General features: G+C 60.0%; 17 protein-coding genes. 11 read left to right on the top strand and 6 right to left on the bottom strand.

Annotation, left to right across the window (positions count from 1 at the left end):
* Positions 1 to 61: 61 nt before the first annotated feature.
* Genes IQ26_RS41410 through IQ26_RS05165 form a run of 3 tightly spaced genes read left to right on the top strand, consistent with a single transcriptional unit; the run spans position 62 to position 8,790 of the window.
* The gene (locus IQ26_RS41410) at positions 62 to 2,629 is read left to right on the top strand and encodes a DUF4011 domain-containing protein (RefSeq protein WP_407660235.1); all 2,568 of its coding nucleotides are present in this window, start codon (positions 62 to 64) and stop codon (positions 2,627 to 2,629) included.
* On the top strand, positions 2,577 to 6,113 hold the full coding sequence (locus tag IQ26_RS41405; RefSeq protein ID WP_407660236.1) for a DUF3320 domain-containing protein: 3,537 nt from the start codon (positions 2,577 to 2,579) through the stop codon (positions 6,111 to 6,113). Before IQ26_RS41410 ends, IQ26_RS41405 begins: the two co-directional genes overlap by 53 nt.
* 34 nt (positions 6,114 to 6,147) lie before the next feature.
* Positions 6,148 to 8,790, top strand: coding sequence for an AAA family ATPase (locus IQ26_RS05165; RefSeq protein WP_240547013.1), 2,643 nt, complete (start codon positions 6,148 to 6,150; stop codon positions 8,788 to 8,790).
* A 552-nt stretch (positions 8,791 to 9,342) separates the two neighbouring features.
* Here IQ26_RS05165 and IQ26_RS05160 read toward each other — a convergent pair.
* From IQ26_RS05160 to traA, 4 genes are all read right to left on the bottom strand, one after another.
* Positions 9,343 to 10,485 (bottom strand): hypothetical protein, encoded by a 1,143-nt coding sequence (locus tag IQ26_RS05160; protein ID WP_145714567.1) that lies wholly within the window; start codon positions 10,483 to 10,485, stop codon positions 9,343 to 9,345.
* Positions 10,458 to 10,889 carry a GTPase-associated system all-helical protein GASH gene (locus IQ26_RS05155; protein ID WP_208760108.1) on the bottom strand — a complete coding sequence of 144 codons (432 nt, stop codon included), beginning with the start codon at positions 10,887 to 10,889 and terminating at the stop codon, positions 10,458 to 10,460. The genes IQ26_RS05160 and IQ26_RS05155 overlap by 28 nt, the downstream gene beginning before the upstream one ends.
* A gap of 462 nt (positions 10,890 to 11,351) precedes the next feature.
* Complete coding sequence (locus tag IQ26_RS05150) at positions 11,352 to 11,567, bottom strand: helix-turn-helix transcriptional regulator (RefSeq protein ID WP_145714565.1); 216 nt, start codon at positions 11,565 to 11,567, stop codon at positions 11,352 to 11,354.
* Positions 11,568 to 11,698: 131 nt separating this feature from the next.
* Positions 11,699 to 14,683, bottom strand: a complete 2,985-nt coding sequence (traA, locus tag IQ26_RS05145) for a Ti-type conjugative transfer relaxase TraA (RefSeq protein ID WP_145714563.1) — start codon at positions 14,681 to 14,683, stop codon at positions 11,699 to 11,701.
* Positions 14,684 to 14,855: 172 nt separating this feature from the next.
* Here traA and IQ26_RS05140 point away from each other — a divergent pair, with 172 nt between their 5' ends.
* Both IQ26_RS05140 and IQ26_RS05135 read left to right on the top strand, forming a co-directional pair.
* Positions 14,856 to 15,182 carry a conjugal transfer protein TraD gene (locus IQ26_RS05140; RefSeq protein ID WP_208760107.1) on the top strand — a complete coding sequence of 109 codons (327 nt, stop codon included), beginning with the start codon at positions 14,856 to 14,858 and terminating at the stop codon, positions 15,180 to 15,182.
* A 1-nt stretch (position 15,183) separates the two neighbouring features.
* Positions 15,184 to 15,450: a conjugal transfer protein TraD gene (locus IQ26_RS05135; protein ID WP_145714559.1), complete on the top strand. Its 267-nt coding sequence runs from the start codon at positions 15,184 to 15,186 to the stop codon at positions 15,448 to 15,450.
* 76 nt (positions 15,451 to 15,526) lie between these two features.
* Here IQ26_RS05135 and IQ26_RS41400 read toward each other — a convergent pair whose 3' ends face one another.
* Positions 15,527 to 15,610, bottom strand: coding sequence for a hypothetical protein (locus IQ26_RS41400; RefSeq protein WP_407660238.1), 84 nt, complete (start codon positions 15,608 to 15,610; stop codon positions 15,527 to 15,529).
* A 227-nt stretch (positions 15,611 to 15,837) separates the two neighbouring features.
* The gene (locus IQ26_RS05125; RefSeq protein ID WP_145714557.1) at positions 15,838 to 17,277 is read right to left on the bottom strand and encodes an IS1182 family transposase; all 1,440 of its coding nucleotides are present in this window, start codon (positions 17,275 to 17,277) and stop codon (positions 15,838 to 15,840) included.
* Between the two features lie 185 nt (positions 17,278 to 17,462).
* Here IQ26_RS05125 and IQ26_RS40275 point away from each other — a divergent pair, with 185 nt between their 5' ends.
* From IQ26_RS40275 to IQ26_RS05100, 6 genes are all read left to right on the top strand, one after another.
* A complete protein-coding gene (locus IQ26_RS40275) occupies positions 17,463 to 17,669 on the top strand; it encodes an aegerolysin family protein (protein WP_240547012.1) in 207 nt (68 codons plus the stop codon).
* Position 17,670: 1 nt separating this feature from the next.
* Complete coding sequence (locus IQ26_RS05120; RefSeq protein ID WP_240547011.1) at positions 17,671 to 18,951, top strand: gamma-glutamylcyclotransferase family protein; 1,281 nt, start codon at positions 17,671 to 17,673, stop codon at positions 18,949 to 18,951.
* An 859-nt stretch (positions 18,952 to 19,810) separates the two neighbouring features.
* Entirely contained in the window at positions 19,811 to 20,914 is a 1,104-nt protein-coding gene (locus tag IQ26_RS05115; RefSeq protein WP_145714555.1) for a helix-turn-helix transcriptional regulator, read from the top strand.
* 91 nt (positions 20,915 to 21,005) lie between these two features.
* Positions 21,006 to 22,088 (top strand): eCIS core domain-containing protein, encoded by a 1,083-nt coding sequence (locus IQ26_RS05110; RefSeq protein WP_162457868.1) that lies wholly within the window; start codon positions 21,006 to 21,008, stop codon positions 22,086 to 22,088.
* A 13-nt stretch (positions 22,089 to 22,101) separates the two neighbouring features.
* Positions 22,102 to 22,860 (top strand): hypothetical protein, encoded by a 759-nt coding sequence (locus IQ26_RS05105; protein ID WP_145714552.1) that lies wholly within the window; start codon positions 22,102 to 22,104, stop codon positions 22,858 to 22,860.
* 4 nt (positions 22,861 to 22,864) lie between these two features.
* A complete protein-coding gene (locus IQ26_RS05100; protein WP_145714550.1) occupies positions 22,865 to 23,659 on the top strand; it encodes a hypothetical protein in 795 nt (264 codons plus the stop codon).
* Positions 23,660 to 23,763 lie beyond the last annotated feature (104 nt).

Raw genomic sequence — 23,763 nt, 5'->3', positions numbered from 1 at the left:
GGCCGCCCAGAAACTCATCTGTACATCCAAAACTATCAAGCTGACAAAATAGCTTCTTGTTTTGATCAGACATCCAAAAATACGACAAGAGCCTTCTTCAAAAAGAAAAAAGCCGCTAGTCTCTAAAAGGGGGGGTGCTGAATCAATGGAATCAGCCGATAATTCTCAGTATGCAACAATTGACAGTTCCGCATCCGATATTTCTGCTGCGCCATGCATCGTTGCCGATGTCGCGTCCAGCTTCACGTATGCATCCTATCAGAATGCGATACCGGTCATCCGCTCGATACGAATTGAGAACAACTCGGCCTCTCATTTTGAAAACTGCCGTCTTGAGTTGACATCTTCACCGTCGTTCCTGCGGCCGAAGACGTGGACAGTAGATCGGCTTATCCCCGGCGACAGGCTTTCGTTGAGCGACCGCAAAGTCGAGCTCGATGCCGGTTATCTCGCCGGCTTGAACGAGGCCGAACGCGGTGAGATCACGCTTCGTCTCACTTCGGCGGGGAAGGTTCTCGACGAAAGACGCCTGACAGTCAGACTGCTTGCGCGCGACGAATGGGGTGGCGTTGCGGACATGGCTCAATTGCTGCCAGCATTCGCCATGCCGAATGACCCGAGTGTGGCGCAGATCCTACGGGCCGCGGCGGAACGACTTGCCGCGCATGGTCACCCGAGTGGCTTGGACGGTTATCAGTCCCAGAGTCCCCAGCGGGCATACATGCTGACCGCCGCCATCTATTCGGCGGTCGCTGGGATGGGATTGCACTATGCGGAGCCGCCGGCCAGCTTCGAGAGCCGAGGCCAGAAGATCAGGCGCCCGACGACGATCGCGCAGGAGCGTCTTGCGACCTGCCTCGACACCACGCTTCTGTTTGCCGCTGCCCTGGAGGCTGCCGGCTTGCATCCGGGCATCCTAATGTTCGATGGGCATGCAGCGGCCGGCGTCTGGCTGACCAAGAGAACCTTTGCCAATGCCATTGAGACGGATCAGATGGAGGTCCGCAAGGCTTTGGCGTCCCGCGAATTCATTGCTTTCGAGACAACTGGCGTCACCCATCGACCTGCGCTCACACTTGACGGGGCGCAAAGTGCGTTGAGCAACCGTCTGGCGGAGGACCAGGCGCACGCCTTTGTTGCGGCTATAGACGTACGCCGCTCTCGCAGCGGCGGCATAACGCCGCTCGCCTCACACGAGCCGATCCGCCGCAATGCCGTTGAGGATGAGGCGGACGTCGCCGCCGTTCTGCCACTTCCCCCGGCGCCAGCCATTGGCGAATTGCCGGCCGAGGCTATCGAGGTAAAGCCGACCAATGCCGCCGGCCGTATCGACCGCTGGCAGAAAAAGCTCCTCGACTTGGCGCTGCGAAACCGGCTCCTCAATCTTCCGGATTCGAAGAAGACGATCCCCTTTCTGTGCACCGACGTGGCCTACCTGGAGGATCGGCTCGCAAATGGTGTCGCTATCCGTCTCATATCGCTCCCGGACCAGAACCCCTTGGGTGAGCGCGACGAGGTGCTTTATCGCGACGTCCACGGGCGCGACCTTCAGCGCGGGTTTGCGGCGGAGGCTCTGCTCAGGGACGAGCTGCCGTCGACGCTGGACGCCCGTCAGCTGGACGCCAGATTGATCGACCTGCATCGACAGGTCCGTAACGATTTCGCGGAAGGCGGAGCAAACACCCTGTTCCTCGCAGTGGGCTTCCTACGTTGGAAAAAGAAGCCAGACGATGACCGCAGCTATCGGGCACCACTGCTTCTCGTGCCGGTACGGCTCGAGCGCCGCAGTGCGACTTCGCGCTTCACGATCCGCTTCCATGAGGACGAACCCCGTTTCAACGCGACGCTTCTTCAGTTCCTGGAGCGGGAATTCGATCTGCGCCTTCCGCAGTTTGGAGGCGATCTGCCGCTGGACGACAATGGCATTGATGTCCCGCGGGTACTCACCATGATGAGGCAGGCCGTGCGTGACGTTCCCGGAATGGAGGTGATCGACGAGACCGCGCTATCAACCTTTTCCTTCGCGAAGTTTCTCATGTGGAAGGATCTGGTGGAGCGGACCGAGGCGCTGCGCCAAAACAGGGTCGTCCGCCACCTCCTAGACACACCGGAGCAGGCTTTTCAGGCTGCGGATGGACAATCGCCATTCCGCGAGGGGCGTGACCTGGACCGCGCCTATGCGCCCTCGAGCATCATAAGCCTTCTTCCTTTGGATTCATCGCAGACGGCCGCCAGTCTTGCGGCTGCCGAGGGCCATGACTTCGTCATCGTGGGTCCCCCAGGAACGGGCAAGAGCCAGACCATCGCCAACATGATCGCCAACTGCCTGGGTGTGGGCAAGACCGTCCTTTTCGTGGCCGAGAAGACGGCGGCTCTCGACGTCGTCTATCGCCGGTTGCGGGAACATGGCCTGGGAAATCACTGTATCGAGCTGCATTCGAACAAGGCCGACCGCAAGCATTTTCTCGGGCAGTTGAAATCTTCCTGGGAACATGGCGGCCGGACCGACGCGTCCGAATGGGTCGCCGTCAACGAGCGGCTTCGCGTGAGGCGCGATGAGTTGAATGCCTACGTCGATGCGCTTCACAAACGGCTGGACGCCCTATCTGGCATTGGGGATCGCCCTTAGATCGGCAGATGAGCCTGCGCCTGTGCTCACATGGCAGGCGCACGATGCGCACGACGCGCAAACACTCTTCGATCTGGAAGAGCTTGCCGCAGAAGTCGGCCTTGTCTTTGCATCCGTCGACCGTGAGCCGGCACTCGACCTGATCGATGTTGGCGAGTGGAGCATCGGTTGGCAAGAAAACCTGCTTTCCGCAGCGAAATCGCTTCAGACCGCAATCGAACTTTTGACAAGCACGATCGGGGACTACCTCACCAGCTTGGGCCTCGGCCCAAAAGAGCCGGTTCCATACGCCGTATTCGAGAGTCTTTCAAAGCTGGCAGAGGTCCTGAGCCAAAGCCGAGGTCGCGACATCTCGATTGCGTTCGACCGAGACTTCGCTCAGTGCAGGGCCGCGCTCGTTGATTTGGGACGTTCGATCAACACTTATCGCGAAGCTGAGCAAGGCCTTGCCGCTACCTATGGCGTTGCCCAGGTCCGCGAGATGGATCCCGATGGTCTGGACCGCCAATGGCGCGAAGCGAAGGCATCTTTCTGGCCGAACTCCATGCTTGGCAGGCGCAGGGTCCAGAAGCTTCTGCAGGGCTATGCTGAACTCGGCATTGCTGACCCCGGCCGGGACCTGCCGCTGTTGCAGCGGATAAAGCAAGCTCTCTCTACCATCGACCAGAGCCCGTTGACTGGGAAGCCGCTGCGGGTCGATGGCCTGGCAACAGATGCAAAGGCGGTGGCGGATATCCTTGATCTCGCCCAACGACTTCGCGGTGCCCTGCATATTCCCGGGTGCTCTCAAGAGGAAATACGATCCGTTCTGCGTTCTGTCGCGCCGAGCCTTCGCGGCATGCTGGAAAATGACAGGGTACGCCAAGCAGGAGACCGGCTTCTTGCTGCCACGAAAAGCCTCGAGGTCGCGCGTCGCGTGTTCGGTGAGATTGCCGGGCGGGACATTCCCGACAGCGCTGACGGCCCAAATCTCGCGGCGCTCAACACGAAGCTCGCTGCTCTCATAGGCGCGCGAAATCTGCTGCGAGACTGGTCGGCCTGGTGTCGGGCCAGGAGCAGGGCAATCAGCCACAACCTTGCCCCTCTGGTCGAGCAGATCGAGAAGGGAACCATCGGCCATGAGCACGCGCGCTCGGCGTTTCGCGTAGGTTACGCCCGATGGTGGCTTCCGAAGGTCCTTGATGAGGATCTTGTCCTGCGGAACTTCCGCAGGTTTCAGCACGAGAACGCCATCAAGGAGTTCCGGGAGATCGACGATCTGGCGCGATCGCACGCCACGCAGCGCGTCATCAGTTCGATCGCGCATGGCCTGCCGGCTGTCCAGGGCGTCTCGCGCAACTCGGAGCTGGGACTACTGCGACATCAGATGGAACTTCAGCGGCCGAGCCAGTCGATCCGAGACATGATCGGCAGAATGCCGGAATGTTTTTCGAAGCTGGCCCCCTGCATGTTGATGTCGCCGCTCTCCATCGCCCAGTATCTCCCCCCGAACCAGGCTCTGTTCGACGTGGTGATCTTCGACGAGGCTTCTCAGATCACCACTTGGGACGCGGTGGGCGCCATTGCCAGAGCCCGCCAGACCATCATCGTGGGCGATCCCAAGCAGCTGCCGCCGACCAATTTCTTCGGACGCAACGAGGACGAAGAGGAGATCGCCGACCACGAGAAGGATCTGGAAAGCATTCTGGACGAGGCAAGGGCGTCCGGCATTCCGGTCCGTGATTTAAGGTGGCATTACCGCAGCCGAAGCGAATCCCTGATCGCTTTCTCCAACCATCACTATTACCAGAACCGGCTGGTGACGTTCCCTTCGCCGGCAGTCGAGGACCGTGCAGTGCATCTGCGTAAGGTGTCGGACGGCGTCTATGACCGCGGTAAGAGCCGCACGAACCGGATCGAGGCGGAGGCTGTAGCGGCTGAGGCTGTCGCGCGGATGAAGAACTGGCTAAAACTCCCGGAGAATGGCCGGCCGACGCTTGGCGTGATCACCTTCAATGCCCAGCAACAGTCCCTGATCCTGGACCTGCTCGATGCCGCGCGTCGCGACCATCCTGAACTCGAATGGTTTTTCGCCGAAGATCGCGTCGAGCCAACGATCGTCAAGAATCTTGAGAATGTGCAGGGCGACGAGAGGGATGTCATCCTGTTCTCGATCACATTCTGGAAGGATGCCTCCGGAAAACCGCCGCAGATGGATTTCGGGGCACTGAACCGTGACGGAGGCGAGCGACGTCTCAACGTCGCCGTGACACGCGCCCGTCAGGAGCTCATCGTCTTCTCCGGTTTCACAGCAGACCAGATCGACCCTGCGAGAAGCAAGGCGCTAGGCGTGCAGCATCTGAAGACGTTCCTCGACTATGCCGAAAGAGGTGCTATCGCGCTACCAGCTCGGGACATCGGATCCGTCGGTGGTTTTGATTCTCCCTTCGAGGAAGCCGTGGCCGCGCAATTGGAGCGGCGGGGATGGATTGTCATCCCACAAGTCGGGATTTCCGGCTTCCGGATCGATCTTGCGATCCGCCACCCGGATTTGGTTGGCGCTTACCTGGCGGGTGTGGAATGCGACGGTGCGACCTATCACCGGTCGTCAACGGCCAGAGATCGCGACAAGGTTCGCGAACAAGTGCTGAAGGGGCTTGGCTGGAACATCCTGCGCGTCTGGTCAACGGATTGGTGGTTCGACGCCAAGGGATGTGCCGAACGGTTGCACGCCAGCCTGGAAACCCTTTTAGAGGAAAGCAGGGCGCAACGTGCCCCCGAGGAACCGGAAACCGAGTCTCACTGGGACATGGGACACGAGGTCGAGCCGATCGACGAGTTCGCCGAGGACCACGCTACGCCGACCGAGGAGCCTCCATCGCCATCGATGACGGCCGAGACCGAACTCGTATCGGTGAACATCCCCGCAGCACCCAGCCATCCTGACATGACCTCGACAACCAAGAGCCAGCTTCCCACCGGGGGCGCCGGGGAAGGGCGTTATGGAGTGGCGGATCTCGCAAGCTTCCGGGCAGACCCCAATCAGTTCTTCGAATTTGGTTATCGCGCGACGCTGCATGGCATGATTGAAATCGTCGTCGAAACCGAGAGTCCATTGCGAACAGACGTCCTCGCCCAACGGATTGCTCGGGTTCATGGTTGGCTCCGCACAGGAGGGCGCATCCGCGAGAGGATCGACCTTCACTTGCGGGATTTCGACAGGACACAAGAGCCGAGCGGGGAGTTCATCTGGAAGAAGGGCACCGTCTCGGACCTCTTGCCATACCGTCAACCGGTCAATGAGGAAGCCCGACGTTCGATTGCCGAAATACCGCTGGCTGAGCTTGCCTCGGTGGTGATCGAGAACCCCGGCCTCTTGGACATGCCCGATCCTGCACGTGATCTGGCCCGTCTCCTCGGGGTAGAGCGCCTTGCGGCGGTCTCACGTGCACGCTTGGACGAGGCAATCGCCAGGGCGAAACAGCATATCGTCCAGAGCGAATAGGAAAGAGCAAGTGGTATTATCGGGGGGAGGTATAATGGCGGGGGCGCCGATTGATGACGTTTTGGAATGGTCAGAGACGCTCTCATCCTGGAAGCGGGACGCTCTTCGGCGGCTGGCGATCAGCAACGAGCCTACAGACGCTGACATCGACGCCCTGCTGGCTATGGTCAAGTCCGCGTCCGGCTTCAAACTTGCTGCTGGGCCGCCGTCTGCCATACCGTTCACGAAAGCTCATTTTGGAAACGGCGAGTATCAGCCGATCGTCTTGACGCGCATCGCCAATGTCGAGAACGTGAATCGGCTGGTGCCCAAGGCATCTCTCACCTTCTGCCCCAAGGCTCTGACGATCGTCTATGGCCGCAACGGAAGTGGCAAGAGCGGTTTTGTAAGGATCCTACGCACAGCTTGTCGTACGCGCGTTGAAAATCCGGTCAAGCTCAAGGTTCTTGCTGATGTCTATGGCAGCACGCCCGGTCCGCAGACGGCCGAGATCGTGGTCGATGCCGGAGATGGTGATGTGGTGATTCCTTGGTCGCCCGGTAAGGCGGCATCGCCGCAGCTCATGCAAGTTGCGGTCTTCGATACGGCGTCCGCGCAGCTTTACGTCGATGGTGGAAATCAAATCCGCTTTCTTCCCTTCGGACTAGCCCTCCCGCATCGGCTGAACGCCATCTGCATCATCTTGAAGGAGAAACTGGAGGCAGAACGGGCGGTAGCAATCGGCAACAAGGTAGGCCTGACTTCGATCGTTTTCGCCGCTCAGCGCAATAGTAAGGCTCAGCTCTTCGACAAGCAGCTGAACAAGTTGACAAGTGACGCCCAGATTGAGTCAGCGACGTCATTCAGCAATGCCGATGAGCAGCGTATCGAAGAACTGACTGCTGCCCTTTCCGCAAGTGCCGCCGCCGCCGCCGACGTCAATGCGCTTTCGAAATGGACAGACGCCCTCCTGCTCGAGTCCGACGCCATCGGATCGGCATTCACCGATGGCGCGCTGGAAAAACTTCGAGAGCTCCGCGCAACAGCGGCCGCGGCACGCCAGGCGGCCACGGTGGCCGCCGGCGCTTTGTTCACCGACGAGCCCCTGTCAGGTGTCGGCGGCGATGCCTGGCGGTCGCTTTGGGCTGCGGCGCGCGACTACTCGGTGACGGAAGCCTACAAAGAGAAAGAGTTCCCGGTTTTGATGGCGGACGGTGGGGCCGCGGCATGCGTGTTGTGCCAGCAGCCGCTTTTGCCGGATGGTGCTGCTCGCATGCAGCGATTTCAAAAGTACATGGATGACACCCTTGATGCCGCCTCCAGGAAGGCGGAGCAAGCGGTCCAAGACGCGCTGAGAGGAGTTCACGAGTTGAATTGTCTTCGCGCCTCTGACTTTGCTGACCGCCTCGAACAGTTCCGAAAGCGCGATGAGGTGCTGGCCGATGTACTCGCGAACCTCCAGACATCAGCGGTCGTAAGGCGGGAAGAGGCGCTCACGAGACTGAGAGGCCAAGAAGTCGGGATGGTTCCTCCCCTCGTCGTGCCGATCGACGAGCTGAAAGCTTTTGCGCTCAGACTGAAAGGTGAGAAGGAGGGACTGGCGCAGGCTGGCAATAGCGAAGAGCGGGCCAAGCTGATGGCCGAGAGAGCAGAGCTCGAGGATCGGAAGCTCTTGATGGCCAACAAGTTGAAGCTCACCACCCGGCGGAACTTGCTCGTCGTTGATGATGGCTACACAAAGGCTCTCGCAGACGTTCAGACCCGGGGGATTACGCAGCGCGCGAATGAGCTTGTAGACGCTCATCTGACCAATGCCGTTGTCACACGTTTTGATGCCGAACGGGCACGCTTCGATATCATGCATCTCAACGTCGGCTTGGCACGCAAGAGCGGTCAGACCAAGGCGGAATTCGAGGTTGATCCCAAGACCAAACTGACCAAGGTGACGTCGGAGATCCTGAGCGAGGGCGAGCAGCGTGCATTGGCCCTTGCTGGGTTCCTCACGGAAGTCGCCTTGACCGATGGTTCAGGACCAATTGTGATTGACGATCCCGTGTCGTCCCTCGATCGCGATAGAAGCGCCAGGGTGGCCGAACGGATCGCGGAGGAGGCATCTGGGCGACAGGTAGTCGTGTTTACCCACGATATTGTCTTCTTTAACGAGCTGTCCCGCGCCGCTGACGAAGTTGGCATCGAGCCTGTGACGGTTGCACTGTTCAGCGACAAAACTGCCGCTGGCAAAGTGGACACGGCAGGGATGCCGTGGAAGGGGCAAAACGTCGCCAAGCGCATCAGCCGATTGAAAAATGACGCGGCGCCTCTGCCCAAGCTACATGCTGCGAGCCCGGCGGACTACGAATATCAGGTGAAGAATCTCTATGGCCGACTGCGCGACACTTACGAGCGCGTGGTGGAGGAAGTGATCTTCCGGGATATCGTCCGACGTGGAACTGATGTCATTCAGACCCAGTTGTTGCGCTACGTTCGCTTTCCTGACGCACTGGCAATCCGATTCCACGAGGGCATGACCCGTGCAAACACTCACAGCCATGACAATCCGGCCGCCGACACGGTAGCCGTTCCGCTTCCCGACGAGTTCACCGAGCATATTTCTGAGCTCGAAGTCCTGATTGCTGATCTCAAGGCTGAGAGCGAGGCTGCAGAAGCAGATCGTCCGCAGATGAAAACGAAGAAGTAAAGGCCTGAGGGCTTCGATCTTGGAATGCAGGGGCGTTTCAGTCGAATTTTTGAACTTTCGCCTCTGACGGAACGGCGTCGCTGATTGGTTTCTACACCTATCAATCTCAACGCACCTCAACGGAGGCCCTTTACTCTTTCGTGCCGACTTTTCCGCGCTAGACGCGGATTTTCCGGCATGATTTTCCCAAATCTAATAATTCATGTTGAATATTCCGTGCTAAAAGCGGAAATTGGACATGGTTCATAATCAACGGGTGGCGCGAGAGCATTCGGTAGAACCCCGAAGTCGGTTAGCGTCGGATCCACTTCGGGGCTGATAGATCACCGGATGACATGTTCGGGGCCGGTATCCGGCAGTCCGCCTAGGAGTTCGAGCCAAGGAAAGCGGCCTGCATGTTACGACCTCAATTTCGAAGTTCAGTGTCCCCGCTGCAGGCCAAACGCTGCGCTTGCGCCTACGCAGCTGCAGGACGAACGACGTTCCGTCGCATTACAAAATCGACCCGAAGCTAGCGACACGTGCGGGCGACCGGCCGACCCCGAGTTGGGACTACGCATCCCCATCGAGATCGACGGAAATGATATCGTCGTCCGTCAACGTGAAGGTCGCCAGATCATCGCCTGTCACCTGCGCCGCCTCATAGCAGAGGCCCGTCATCTCGCGATAGTGGCGTGTGATTACATCCTGCACATCACGTTCCGATCCATCAACGACGATGGGCCTGATATAGCGGTAGACACCCGCTTCGCAATCAACGGCTTCCGCATAGCCCATGTGCTCCGCAAACCGGTCGCCATAGGGTCGCCGGTGCATGAATTCGTTGCGTAAATCCGTCACCTCAGCCATCCAGCCTGCCGCCTCGAATTTGCTGGAAACCGGCGATTTGACTTTGAAGTAGCCCCGGGTCCGGAGCAGGCCAAGCATGGGATCGCGATCGAAATGCTCCTGTCGGACCGCCTCGACGAGGCGCGCAAACGAGTCCACCTTTTGCGGGTCTTTGCCGACGCGGAGGGCGCAGAGAGCTGCAAGGTAATCGCGGGCAGCACCAAGATGCATAAAGAACGAATGCACATGCGCGTAGAGGGTTTGATCCAGCGTCGTGGTCGACCGCTCACCCTTGAGGCGTCCTGCTGCCATGTGATTGACCAACTGTTCGTTGTAGAACTCGGCAATCTGCTCGACGCTGATATCCATGTTGCGGAGGCTCAGGCTGATTGAACGCGCGAGCCGCTCCGCCTCGCTCCGATCGTCGAGCAGCGCCGCAATTTGTTTGCGTGTCGGCTGCACCAGTTTCGCGATGTCGTCCGCCGTGCGGACACGTGAGATGTTCGACGCGACATTGCTCCATAGGTCAGCCGGACCCTGAAAATGGTTCGCTTGGCCCGGAATAAATGGCGACCAGCTGGAGTGATAGTCGCCCTTGAACCAACCCATCCGATGGAATGCGATGAAGGTAAATGCGTATTGACCAAAGAACGCCTGGACCTGCCGCGGCAACATCACGCCTTTTGCCGAAGGGTCTTCACCATCTAATACCGGTTCGATGAACCAAGCATTATCGGCGGCCTCAGCGGCACGCATGCCGCCCGAATAAATCTGGAAAAATCCGTCACCGTCCGATTGGCGCGGAACCTTCTTCGTCTGGTGCGAGGGTACGGGAACCTTCAGGCTACGATTGTTTGAATCGGCCATTCGTAGTGCGCCTTCCGCTGCAAGCTCTCGACGGGCAGGAGCGGGAGCGCGTTGCGCGCCGACGCGATGAAGCACACGCCGACGCGGTCGTCCTCTGCGGCGGCATTGACAAGCGCGTCGAGCAGAATGGCGCGGATCACCGCGATCGGCGTCGCCGCGAAAGTGTTTCGGTAGGTTGTCCACCTGTTCTGGAGCGCCGCCAGCGCCTCCTGGACCACGGGATCGTCCTCGGGCGCGTTGGGGTCGAACGCGATGAGGGAGTAGCTCAGCGCTTTAGACGGGTTCTTTTTCAGCGCGTCCCCGAGGTCCTTTGCGGCCTGCGAGAGCTTCTCTAGCTTGGTGTCGTCCCCGCCGACGTCGATCAGACCCTTGTTCAGGAACCCTTGAAGTGTGGCGTAGTCCACGCACTCATCCCTCTGTACCGATCTCACTTTGTTTTAGCGGACCGAGTGACCAAGCCAATACGAAAAATACCTTCTATTTCCAAACTAAAAGAGGAGGATTGATTCGTTCCGGGTCGCTTGTTCGAGACTAACGTCGTGTAGCATGCTGCCAGCGTGGGCCGGTAGCGAAAAGTCTAGTGTGCGGCGACCAAATTAGTCGAGCATGAGCCAAAGAAGTCGGCTGACAAGCCTTAGACTTGTCGAATCCGCTATCACGAAATCATCTGAGCACGCGTTTCGCGATTAGCCACCCAATTGCCGACGATCAGGCGTGAGCTAGGTTAGCGACAGCTTTCGGGGGCGATCAATTGACAGCCGAACGACCGCAATAGGGCGCGAAGCGGCCATATCGCGGCAGTCCTTGGTGCATTGGGCCATTTTCGCACTACCACGACTACTTGCACTTCGGCCTAAGCCGCGCGATCAGTCATCGAAGTCGAACTCGTTCTTTGGCCGCCAGGAGACGGGGTCGGCGATCCATCTGTTGATGTCGGATTCATGCCAGCCCGCGCCGTTGACGCTGATCCTGATCTGGGCCGGGAAGGTGCCTTCGGCGATCTTGCGGTAGATGGTGGACCGCGACAGCCCGGTCCGGACAAGGACGGTTTTGAGCCGAATGATACGGTCTGGTTCGCGCATGGCTGGCCCGCCTCTTGTTGGCCGTTTCTGACAACTGTCGAGACCAGACAGGGCGCGCCGATACGGGCGCGCAAGAGGGATCGCTGCCGCGTCGTAGGGTGACGTGGAAACGGCGGCAAATCGGACGGGGTCTAGAGTCCGATGCCTCGCCCCCTGCCGAGCCCCAGCCCATGATGGAAGGCGAGTTCGCGACCAAGGCTGCGGCCTGATTCGAACGAGATGCCGAGGTCCTGTTTGCGGCCGGCAAGGATGGATTCAAGCTGCGGATCGCGTTGGAGGCTTCTGGCCATGTCGCCCATCGCCGACCGGGTTGCCTTGTAGCCGGCCATGTCGCCGCCCTGATACTGGCGTTGGCTGGCTTGGTCGAGCTTCTGCCAGCGCTCCACGAAGCGATCCGCGCGGCGGCTCGGATCGATGCGCAGTTCGGTTTCGAGCTGGAGAGCGCGAATGGCGCGGTTGACCTTGCCCGATCCGGCCTCGCGGGCAAGGCTCTCGTCCTTGGCGTAAGCGGCTTCGACATCCTGCCAGCCATGCGGCCGCACATGATCGAACTCCCTGCGGGCATCGACCAGTTCATTCCATTCTCCGGGGCTTGCCTTGCGGCCGGCATCGTCCGCGTCGAAGATCACGCCGACGGCGCGGGCATGGCGGATGAGCGCCCGCGTACGGGCGCGGCGCAATTCTTCCTCGGGGTCTTTCGCGATCTCTCTTTCCGCAATGTTCGCTTCGCGGCCCGCTTCGATCCCGACGCTTTCCCTTTCCGGCCGCTCTATGGCAGCGTGATCGGGCGGTGCGCTCTCTGCCGGCAGGTTCCGGCCGTAGAGAATGATGCGCCGCTGGTCCGGCTCGGCCTTCAGATCGATTTCCGTAACGTGCGCGTTCACGGCGATGCCGCGCCGCTCGGCGTAGTCCTGCACGGGATCGCGTTGCTCGTAATCCGACGCCATGTCCTTTGCCCGGTCGCGCGACAGGGTGCGGACAAGCCGGTCCTGCGTGGCAAAGTCGTCGCGGCCATAATGCAGGTCCATGCCGTCACGGTGCCGCGACAGCGCGACATAGCTGCCATGGGCGTCCAGGCCAGGCGTCGCCAGCACATGGGTGTGGTCCACGGTCATGCCCTGAGCCTTGTGGATGGTCGCGGCATAGCCATGGTCGATGCGGTCGTAGTCCTTGAGGTCGAAGTCAACGGAACGGCCATCATCGATGCGCACCGACATGGATTGCGTGCTGACCTCTTCGATGGCGCCGAGCGTGCCGTTCTTCACGCCAAGGCCGCGTTCGTTTTGCAGGAACATGACGCGGTCCCCGCTGGCGAAGCTCCGTTCGCCGCGCTCGACCGTGATCCGCACATCATCACCGAGGTCGCCCGCCGCCCGCATCCGTTCGCGTGCGGCTTCGTTGAGCGCGCGCACCTCGTCATTGGTGTGGGTGAGGATGATGCGGTTCTTGTGGGGTAACGCCTGCCGGTCGCGGTCCCATCGATCGACCAGGTCGTCGCGGGCCTGTTCGCGCGTCTGGGCCTCATGCACCATGTCGTGACTGTCATAGGCGCGGATCGCTTCGCCGGCCCTGCCGGTCGCCAGATCGCGCGTGGCGTCCCGCTGCCAGCCTTCGCGCTGGCGGCGCACCTCGCCGATTTCTGCTCCGCCATGACGCTCGTGGATCGAGCGGAACGCCGCGCCCGCCTCTATGGCTTGCAACTGCTGCGGATCGCCGACCAGCACGACCTTCGCTCCGGCCTCGGCAGCATGGGACAGCACCCGCTCCAACTGGCGCGTGCCGACCATGCCCACCTCGTCGACCACCAGAACATCGTGCGTGGTGAGCATGTCCCGCTCCTGTCCCCAACCATGTTCCATGCTGGCGATGGTGCGCGAGGCGATGCCCGATCCGCTTTCCAGATTTTCCGCCGCGATGCCGGAAAGTGCAGCACCCCTGACCTCATAGCCCGCCGCTTCCCATGCCTCCCGCGCCACGCCCAGCATGGCGCTCTTGCCGGTTCCGGCATAGCCGACGACGATCCCCAGATCGCGGCCGTCCGTGATCTGCGCCAGCGCATCGGCCTGCTCGTTGGACAGGGACAGTCCGCGCTGTTCGGCGCGAGCAAGCGCCGCCTCTCTGTCCCTGTCGCTGACCTCATGGCGTTCCCTCTCGGCCATCAGTTCGGCGGCACGGTGCAACCGCTGTTCGGCCTCGATCATGTCGCGTGTGGTGAAGCGATCCTCGCCGCGAGAATCCTTGCCGAGTTCGACCAGGTCGGGCGCGTTTCCTATTGCCTCCATCACTTCGTTGAACTGATCGATCCCGTCGCTGTGCCGGTGCGCGAACCTTGCCATGTCGCGGCGCGTGAACGTCGATTGCTGATGCGTGATCGCATCCAGCGCCAGCTCGGGATCAGCGATGATGCGTTCGCCATTGCCGCGCGCGATCTCGCGGTGCAACTCGGCGCGGTCGGCTTCGGTCCCCTGATCCTCGATCCGATGCGCAGGCGCGCCGACCTGGCTTTGCGGCTCAAGCGCGATGCCCTGCGCTTCAAGGCTGCGATGGTCGATGCACGCGTCTATGTCGAGTTCGGCCATGCGCTCATTGGCAAATTCGGCCCAACGTTCGCGCCAGCGTTCGACCATTTCCGTGCGGTTCCAGTCCCGCACCTTCTGGCCGAAGCCGTTTTCGTTTACCGCGCGCATGGTCAGCATGACATGGGCATGGGGCTTGGGCATGCCGTCCTCTGCCCTGTCCCAATGCACATTGAGATCGGCAATCATGCCCCGGTCCACGAATTCGGCCTGCACGAAGTCGCGGGCAAGCTCGATGCCTTGGCGCACGCTCATCTCGCGCGGGATGGCGAATTCGACCTCGCGGGCAAGCTGCGCATCCTTCCTGACCTCGAACGCCTCGACATCGTTCCACAGCCGTTCGCGGTCGCTCCATGTTTCGGGCGCATTGTCCGGCAGCATGACTTCGGAATGGACAACGCCGCGCTTGGCGGAGAAATCCTGGACACGGTCAATGCGCTCGTCGCGCAGCCGCGAGGCCGAACGGTAGGCAGCGGACGCCACCGCGCTGGAGCCGGACTTGCGGCCAATGACCTTGACGTGAAGATGATAGATCGCCATCGCGACCGGATCATTTGCACGACAAAGCCCACGTCGGCACGACGTATAAGCGCGCCCTCCCTCGAAAAAATCTCGGGAGCGACCAGCCCGCCCCGAGCCGTCCCGGCAACCCTGGAGCATTCGGCAAAGTGCTCACCTATCATCATTGCATCGACAACTCATGGAGACGACGATGCGCAAACCACGCGACTTTGATGCGGAACTGAAGGCGCTGGAGGACAGGGCGCGCGAACTGAAGACCCGCAAGGTGCAGCAGCTTGGCGAACTGGTGATCGCCACCGGCGCCGATGCGCTCAGCGCCGAGGAACTGGCGGGTGCGCTGATCGTGCTGGCGGAGACCAAAGAAGCCGGAAAGCGGGAGGCATGGGCGAAGCGCGGGGCGACGTTTTTCCAGGGGCGAGCGCGGCGATCTGCTCCGGCATCTGAGCGCAACGCTGGCGGCGCTGCGACGCACTCGGGCGGCCCGCAATCGCCACAGGGCAGCACGGGCGCGGCATGACATGCGCACATGGCAGGTCGAGCGCCGCAAGCGCACGCGGCACCTGATCGAACTGGGCGGCCTCGTCGTCAAGGCAGGCATCGTGGACCTGACCGGCGATGATCGTGCCACCATCTACGGCGCGCTGCTCTGGATGGCCGACAAGCTCCAGAGCGAGGACGGCAAACATGCGCGCGGCGTCTGGACAAAGCTGGGGAAGATGGCGTTCGAGGCGGAACGCAAAGGAGAATCGCCAACCGTCGCGCAGGAACAGCAAGACCGGGCATGACCGATGGCGGGCGGCGCGGAGACCTCAAATATCGCAGCGCTGCCCCCCATCGCGTGGCTTGCCGCGCAAACACGGTTCATCCGCCCAAACCGCCGGCGGGAAAGTGCTGACCGTCAGATGACGAGGTTTCGCCAGTTCCCCAGAACCTGGCCATGGGCAGCTTGCATTGGCGTGAATCGACCCCTTCGGACCTTGGTTCGAGAAAGGTCTACCGGAAGCAATGACCCAATGCCGTCTTTCCGGCGCCGGTTTTTCCTCTCCAGACCGGACCTTCCTCGCTACCGGCGCTTGTGACCGAGGTCGTGTGAAAACGCGATTGCAGATTGCGTATGCCGGCCGCTATATTTTGAGCGTGGCAGCGATGAGGCCGCTGCAGGCGGGGCGTGATCAGGCGGCGATTGCCGTCATCAGCGGCTTGACGCCGAAGATGTTGATCATGCGCTTCATGTTGTAGGCGAGCACCTGCAAGCTCATCTCGGTTTTGACCTTTTCGAGGGTCTTGGTGAGGAAATGGGTACTGCCCATCCACGCCTTGAGCGTTCCGAACGGATGCTCGACGGTCTGCCGGCGGATGGTCATGGCGTCCGGCATGCGATCGAGCCTGTCCTGCATCTTGTCGAGGACGCCTTCGTGTTCCCAGCGCTTCAGGCGCTTGTGCTTGTCGGGCGTGCACCTGGGTTTGAGCGCGCAAGACGAACAGGCTGTGAGGTTGCGATAGTGATCGATATTGTCCCGGCGGTCCGAACGCACCTTTCCTCTGGTCAGGTGCTTGCCGGCCGGACAGGTGTAGCGGTCATTCCCGGCGTCGTAGATGAAGTCGGCCACGGTGAAGAGGCCGCGCTTGGCGTTGCCGGACGTCTGTGTCTTGGGAATGCAGGGCAAAACTCCGCTGCCCTCGCAGGCCAGCACCTCGTCGCCGTTGTAATAGCCGCGGTCGGCCAGCACCGTGATCTCTTCGCACCCGGTAGCGTCCCGCGCCTTTTGCCCCATCGAGGCCAGTTGCGCCCGGTCGCTGCCAATATTGGTGACCTCGTGCGCGACGATCAGATGGTGCTCGGCATCGACGGCCATCTGGACATTGTAACCGACGATGCCGGTGCCCTTACCGCTGGTCGCCATCGACCGGGCGTCCGGATCGGTCAGGGAGACCTGTTTGTCAGGCGCGGCCTCGACCTGCTTGCCCATCTCCTTGAGGGACTGCATCTGCCGCCGCAGGCCCTCGATCTTCTCCTTGAGGCGCACCGTCTTGGCCTCGGCGACATCATCGTCCTGCCGGTCGGCACGGTCGAGCGCCGCCAGATAGCGCGCGATGCTGGCCTCGACCTGCTCGATGCGCTTGGCGACCTTGGCCACCGTGAAGTTCTTGTCGCGGGTGTTGACGGCTTTGAACTTGCTCCCGTCGATGGCCACGACAGCCCGGGTGAACAGACTGAGCTGGCGACACAGCACGACGAACTGGGCGCAGGCCGCGCGGATCGCCGGCCCATTGTCGCGGCGGAAGTCGGCGATCGTCTTGAAGTCCGGCATCAATCGGCCGGTCAGCCACATCAGCTCGATGTTGCGCTGGGTCTCCCGCTCGAGCCGGCGGCTCGACTGGATGCGGTTGAGATAGCCGTAGAGATAGATCTTCAGCAGCGTCGCGGGATGATAGGCAGGCCGCCCGGTCGCTTCCGGCACGACCCCGGCAAAACCCACGGCGCCGAGGTCGAGTTCGTCGATGAAGACTTCGACGACCCGGACCGGATTGTCCGGCGTCACGTAATCGTCCAGGCACTCGGGAAGCAGTGTCGCTTGCCGGCGATCCTCGCCCTCGACAAACCGCTTCATCCCGAATCCCCTCGCTGATCGGGAATGACTCTACCAAATCAACGCGTTTCCACACAGGCTGGACCCAAAGCGGACTTCCCGCGTTGCCGCGCCGGATTTTGAAAGCTCAGCGACATCGGTATATTGTTGAGCCTTTCGAAAACCCTTTGCAGCGCGGTGCGACGAGCCCCTCGCGGGAGCCGCTGATGTTGAAAGCTACCGAAGACGAGATCGAGGAGGTCCGGGAGTACTTTGAATGGCAGGCGCCCGACCTCGAAGTAACTTTCATGCAGAAGGTCTACTCGGAGGCCGTTCTCAACACCCGCCACGACGTGTGGGACATCCACACCAACAAGGATCGCTGGTGGGTCATCACGGGCGGCACAAACCTACTCTCAGGAGCAATTCCCTAATATGGACCTTGCTCTGACCTTCCATATTGGCCTGATGCTCCGCATCCCCCGTACGGAAAAACAACAGGAAGGCGATCTACGCATTCTTCCGTTCGGTCCTGTCTTCGAGAAGATGGAAGAAGCTGGCACCGCCGTGACACAGGCGCAAAACCTTTCGGACTATCAGGCCGTCGGCGTTCGCTGCCGCGAGGCGCTACTCGAGCTGATCGGCGTCGCGCAGGACGCGGCAATGTGGACAGACACACCGCCACAGCGTGCGAACTTCCGCGCGTGGACGGAGATCATCTGCAACGATCTTCTGCCGGGCGATACCAACAAAGAGCGTCGCGGGGTCCTCAAGAGTGCGCTTGAGTCCGCATGGACGTTTTCAAACTGGCTGACGCATTCAAAGTCGGCCACCTGGATTGATGCCGAGATGGCACAATCGTTGATCCAATACGCCATCGGCATGGCGACATCGTTGATCATTCGCGAGTTGCGCGGGGTTCCTCGCGAATGCCCGAACTGCGGCTCGCGGCATCTCCAACCCGAACATGGCGAAAATACTGAGGCACCCGGGGTACTCTGGGAACGACCGCGCTGCGCCGACTGCGGATGGGCCGGCAGGCCCGTTCCAATCCTCGACCTCGAGGATGGACAGCCCATCATCACACGCGAAGGCGAAGAAACCGACGAGTGCAGCATAATGACGGTACCGCTACGCACGATTCTGAAGCCGGGAAATCCCACAATCGAGCCGCTGAAGAACACAGAGGCCGGGGCCCCGGAGCACGTCGTCTATTTTGCCTACGGGTCCAACATGTCGACCGCCCGCCTGCGCGAACGTATGCCGAACTGCAAGCCACTCGGGATCGCCACCCTGCCGGGTCATGCGCTCCGTTTTCATAAGCATAGCGTGGACAAGTCCGGGAAGTGCAACGCATTGGCCACTGGCAACGAGAATAGCGTGATCGGAGTCCTTTTCAGCTTCGATCCTGCCGAACGTGCCGAACTAGACAAGGCCGAAGGCGTCGGAAGCGGCTACGAGCACGTGACGGTCACGATCATTAACGACAAAGGTCGCAGGCGAAAGGTCCTTACCTATCTCGCCACCCCCGACTATATCGACGACCGCCTCAAACCCTATGGCTGGTACAAGGACTTTGTCCTTGCAGGTGGCAAGGAACACGGCCTGCCCCCGGAGTATATTGCCGAATGCATCGAGTCGGTTGGGGCGATCGAAGATCCCAACAAGACACGGAACAAGAAGCAGCGGGCCACGCTCGGAGGTCCTGGGCGGTGAGGCTACGGTGTCGGTGCGAGTTGCCGGTCCAGACTGCGGACCCGATGTCCGCTTCTGTGTAGGGTTTCGGCCTTGGCACTGCCCGAAGGTGCGCAAGCGCACTCATCACCCAGCGAGGAGCAGCGGGCGATCGTCGACACCACTCTCGCCGAGGGCACGGCGACTTCCCTGAAGTTCGTCCCAATGAACGGTCAAGAGCGTGACGGATTGATCGGGAGTGGAATTCCTGAAGGACCTGAACTTGAGGGGTTCACTGAAGTCGGTTCCCGGATGAAGCGATACTTCTACAAATACACTTATGACACCAGGAACTGGGAATGGCCGCCCGAGATGCGATCTTAACGAAAGATGGAGCCGCCAAACGATCCTGGCAACTCCATCTGGCGACTTGAAAGCTTGCTCGATTACGGCGTCGCTGTACCGAGATATACGCACCACACGACATATGATGGTATTCGCACTCGTCGCCGCCTCGGCCCAAGCCCCTTGGCAAAGGTTTGACTTAACGTGTGCAGGGACGTGTACGACGACTCGTCAGACGTAACATTCCTGATGTTCTCCATAAGACAGTGTCACAACTGTCAGCTGCCGCAGCCGTGCTCCCGGCGATGAGGATCGGCAAAAAGCATTTTGGCTAGGTGTCTCATTGGCTCCCCTAGAAGAACCCCCGCGGTCCCTTTCCTAGTCTGTGACCTCCATCTACCGCGTCCAGCCATCCAAACGGATGGCCGTTACCAAAGTTCTTGATTACTCCGAAGGAAGGCTTTCTTCCTGCGAGCGGGCGACTCGAAGTTTTTCGGCAACTGTGCTTTGATAACGCAGAAAATTTCGCACTGTCCGGCCTGGGAGGGGATAGGACATGGGCACTGCGTTCAATTTGGAAGCGATCAACTCGGCCTTCGCCAAGGCTGCTTTCGACCCGGGTCTCTGGCCCGCGGCAATGGAAACCGTATCGGAAGCAACACACAGCTATGGGGCCATACTGTTCGACGCGAACAATCATTTGCCCGGCATCCCGCGCGGCCGCACGTTAGAACCCTCGTTTGATGAGTACGTGAGAGGCGGTTGGATCGACAGGGATATCCGCTACCGAATAGCTCCCGTCCTTCACCAACGAGGTGCCGGTGTCGATCTCGACATCGTCTCGGAAGCCGAAATGGCACGCCATCCATATTATCAGGAATTCCTCGCCCCATTTGGTTTGCGGTGGTTTGCCGGGGTGAAGGTAGCTGCAGGAGATGACCTCTGGTGCCTCTCGATCCAAAGAACAATCCGCCAGGGACCGTTCAATCGCCGGGAAGTCATTGAACTGGCGGATGTGTCGCAGCGATTGGGAACAGCGGCCGCCTTTGCCAGTGCGATCGGCTATGCCCGGTTCGAGGCGGCGTGCGACGCCTTCATGGCGACCGGGACGCCGGCTGCGATGTTGGGGCGCGACGGTGCCGTTGTCGGGATCAACGGACCGGCCGAGGCCCTGCTGGACCAAGATCTCAGGATTGTATCCGGGCGGCTTGTTTCCGGGAGCAGGAATGCCACCGATACATTCGACAGGAGCCTGAACGAGTTGCTCCGAACTCCCGGCTCGGCCGCAATGATGCCGCCCGTCCAGCTGCCGAGACCGCACTCCGGAGGGCGTCCGCTGCTGGCTTACCTGCTGCGGCTACCGAAGGTCACGCACAATTCCCTTTCGCCCTGCCAGGCCGCCGCGGTCTTCGTCGACCCCGACATTCGGTCGCGGCCGACGGAGACGGTTTTGATGTCCTGTTTCGGGCTGACCCGGGCCGAGGCCAAACTGGCGGGGATGCTGGCTGGGGGAGATTGCCTGCTCGCCGTAGCTGAGCACCTCTGCATCACGTATGAGACAGCCAGAAACCAGCTCAAAGCTGTCTTTGCGAAGACCGAGACCCATCGTCAGTCTGATCTGATGGCTCTGCTCTCCAGGCTTCAAGTAGGAACACAGTAGGCGTCACCCAATTGGGTCATGCGGACGGCAACAGTTCCCTTTTATGGTGCTCTCGGTCGGGCAGATGCCAATTTTTTGGCAGGAGGACGCCATGTCGATGAAAGTCGCATTCGTTTCGAGAAGGAGCCAGCTCATAACTTTTGGCTTTTCCGCGATAAGGAAGGCAGTCTTCTTCACGGCAATGGCTTGCTTTGCTTCAACAGCGACGGCTGGAGGACTGATTGGCGATTTAATCAATAAGGTCGCCCCGGGTGTCGGAACCCAGCTCGATGACGCGCATCGTGAAATAAAGGAGGCAATCCCGCCATACAAAGCCATAGAGGAGGGAGCCTCGCAAGCCGTGAATGAAACCCTTGTTCAGTCCGGTGCACCCATCCTGCAGGAAATGATTGCCCGGTCGAGAGACGACGCTTTGAACAATGGGGTGGAGCCCATACCTCCCGAGATCCGGAACAATTTGGCCGGATTCATCCCGGACCATATCCTCGATGCGGCACGATTTAGAGTTCAGGGCGGCGGCGATCTTACGCTTCAGGTGAACTCAATTCGATATGGCGAGGCACAAGCGATTACGCTGGACTACGTGATCGTCTTCAAGGAGCAAACTGACGCCCTCTACAATCCGACTCTTTGGGTTCATGAACTGACGCACGTTGGCCAGTACCAGCAGTGGGGCTTGCGCGACTTCGCCATCCGCTATCTCAGGAGCCACGAGAGCGTCGAGCGTGAAGCTTACGAAGCCGAGACAAGATATTTGGCGTGGGCAGCCATTCGTACCGCCAACGAGTTTTCGTCGGCAGGACAAGCTACGAACGAGTTCATGGTAAACCGCCCGGTCGCCAATTTTTCGGCGAGCGGAAGCTCCAATGTCTGCCATACTTGGATAGGTCCCTGCCAAGTCAATGGTTCCGCTCCAGTTGGAACTCCTTGTTGGTGCGACACGGCTCAAGGGCCGATTACGGGCGCGCTCGTGCCGCCTGTCATAGTGCCGACCCCTGCGGCGGCGGGAGCTGGGTTCCCACCAGGTTTTGGAATGCAGGTTTGTGGATGCTGGGGACCAACCCCCGTTTCAACTGCACCGGAACCCCGTTGCGCAAACCAAATGGTCCGAATCAATATTTGTCCTGCGATGTGTGCGCCGGGACACCCCGCATATGCCTACGTTTGCATGTGAATAAAAGCGACATGTGTCGATCAGCGAACTGTTGAAGCACGCGATGCGAACGCTGAGAATAACATGGGCGGCCGCGGTCATTCTTGTTGGCGCTGTGATTGTCATGTCGTTTGCAAGCAGCGCCTTCCTTTTCTTCAAGGAGCAATCAGCAAACAGCAGAAGCTCCGATCTCCATCAGAAATTTTTGGAATCCGCTGATGCCAAACACGTATCGGTCATCATGCCGATCGATACCCTCAACAGCGCCGCTTCCGATTTCGCAGTCAGTTTCCCGGTTGCGCCGCTTCGGTCCGTATTGCAGATTCATCAGTTGAAATTCCTGCCATCCAACGGTTTTCCTGAAATTGAAGGCTCGTTTGTCTTGGACAGCGAGCTGTCGGTCGTCCCCAGCATCCAAGGGACATTTTCCGCGCAAGTTGAGTTCACCAAGGATCGTGGGGCCAAGCTCGATATCGCCTTTCTCGATATCGATAAGTTGCGGATCGTTAACGAAGGTTTGGAAACTCCCATCCCCCGATTGGTTTCCCGCATCATTTCAGCCGCCGGCCTTTTCTTTGCTGGAGATGGCGTTGTCTCCGTCAATCCGACATTCGAGTTGTCACAGGACGTCAGTGCCGCAATTCCGAACTTCTCGCAGAGAATTGGCGGATCAGGCGTAACTTTCGGTTTCTCGATGAAGCCTGTTTCCCTCAAGGCTGCAGTCGGCGATTTTCAAGTCGTAGGGGACGGCGATGTCATTTTAGCGCTTGCCTCAATCGGCGACGGAGGGTGATCCGATGCGGCTGTTCCGGACAACTGTGCTCATGGGACTGTTGGGGGCTGCCGCATACTTTGCCGCGCATGCTCGTCCCGATGAAGCAGACGCTGGAAAAGGCCGATTAAGTTCTGCGGTCGAGGTCTGCCCATCGTTCACGCCGAAAGCTCCACAATTTCTGGCAGTTGCCGATTTGGAGAAGTCGCAGGAGGTCTTGTTGGCGCTCATTCGCGCGAACATTCCCTTGGCTGTGGCTGGGCGAAGCGTCGCCATAGACGGTCAGATCTGGGCGAGCGGCAACAACTTTCTTGAGTTCCATGACAGACCATCCATCACATTGGGTGTTCAGATAACGGATTTTCAACTTGGCCCCCATGAAGAAGGCCCTATCAGGTGGACGGGCAGCTTCACCACAAATGTTCAAGGCGCTGTACATCTGAAAAAGATGCTGGCCAGGATCGGTTCTCACAACACTGTCGCGGTCCGCAAAGACGGGGTTTCCGTTGCTTTTGCAATCAACCTGTTTTCCGTTGCAAATAAATGGGCCAGCGGCAAAGTGGACCTGCTGTCGCCAACAGAGGTCCCGGTCACGATCAACGCCTCTCTGTGGGGCATAGGAATCGGCCACCCAATAGCCGTTCCCGTTCCTGTCGGACCAGTCCTTGAGTTTGCCTTCGACACACAGAGCGCCATTGACTTCTCAGGAACGAGATTCGAATTGAGACCTGTTCGATCCGATGCTGGCAAGGAACATTCGTTCTGCGTAATTGGCTCTTTGACAGGCCAGAAAATCCAGGAAGCAGCTCGCAACAACTGAAGGCAGCCGGGCGTATCGAGAGCCCGAACCAAGGGCTTTGCTCACGCGTCTGGGAGGTACCTAAACGCCCCCGCATTCGACCCAATTGGGTCATGCGGGCGATA

The organism is Mesorhizobium tianshanense, assembly GCF_007830515.1.
Classification (GTDB): Bacteria; Pseudomonadota; Alphaproteobacteria; order Rhizobiales; family Rhizobiaceae; genus Mesorhizobium; species Mesorhizobium tianshanense.
Note: the sequence above shows the minus strand (reverse complement) of the source record. Positions and strands in the feature narration are given on the sequence as shown.

Excerpts from the sequence above, each read along its gene's own strand:
- IQ26_RS05120 (WP_240547011.1), top strand. The coding sequence starts at position 17,671 with ATGGACCTTGCTCTGACCTTCCATATTGGCCTGATGCTCCGCATCCCC.
- IQ26_RS05135 (WP_145714559.1), top strand. The coding sequence starts at position 15,184 with ATGCGCACATGGCAGGTCGAGCGCCGCAAGCGCACGCGGCACCTGATC.
- IQ26_RS41405 (WP_407660236.1), top strand. The coding sequence starts at position 2,577 with ATGCGCTTCACAAACGGCTGGACGCCCTATCTGGCATTGGGGATCGCC.
- IQ26_RS05125 (WP_145714557.1), bottom strand. The coding sequence starts at position 17,277 with ATGAAGCGGTTTGTCGAGGGCGAGGATCGCCGGCAAGCGACACTGCTT.
- IQ26_RS40275 (WP_240547012.1), top strand. The coding sequence starts at position 17,463 with ATGTTGAAAGCTACCGAAGACGAGATCGAGGAGGTCCGGGAGTACTTT.
- IQ26_RS05150 (WP_145714565.1), bottom strand. The coding sequence starts at position 11,567 with ATGCGCGAACCAGACCGTATCATTCGGCTCAAAACCGTCCTTGTCCGG.
- IQ26_RS05110 (WP_162457868.1), top strand. The coding sequence starts at position 21,006 with ATGTCGATGAAAGTCGCATTCGTTTCGAGAAGGAGCCAGCTCATAACT.
- IQ26_RS05165 (WP_240547013.1), top strand. The coding sequence starts at position 6,148 with ATGGCGGGGGCGCCGATTGATGACGTTTTGGAATGGTCAGAGACGCTC.
- traA (WP_145714563.1), bottom strand. The coding sequence starts at position 14,683 with ATGGCGATCTATCATCTTCACGTCAAGGTCATTGGCCGCAAGTCCGGC.
- IQ26_RS05115 (WP_145714555.1), top strand. The coding sequence starts at position 19,811 with ATGGGCACTGCGTTCAATTTGGAAGCGATCAACTCGGCCTTCGCCAAG.
- IQ26_RS05140 (WP_208760107.1), top strand. The coding sequence starts at position 14,856 with ATGCGCAAACCACGCGACTTTGATGCGGAACTGAAGGCGCTGGAGGAC.
- IQ26_RS05160 (WP_145714567.1), bottom strand. The coding sequence starts at position 10,485 with ATGGCCGATTCAAACAATCGTAGCCTGAAGGTTCCCGTACCCTCGCAC.
- IQ26_RS05100 (WP_145714550.1), top strand. The coding sequence starts at position 22,865 with ATGCGGCTGTTCCGGACAACTGTGCTCATGGGACTGTTGGGGGCTGCC.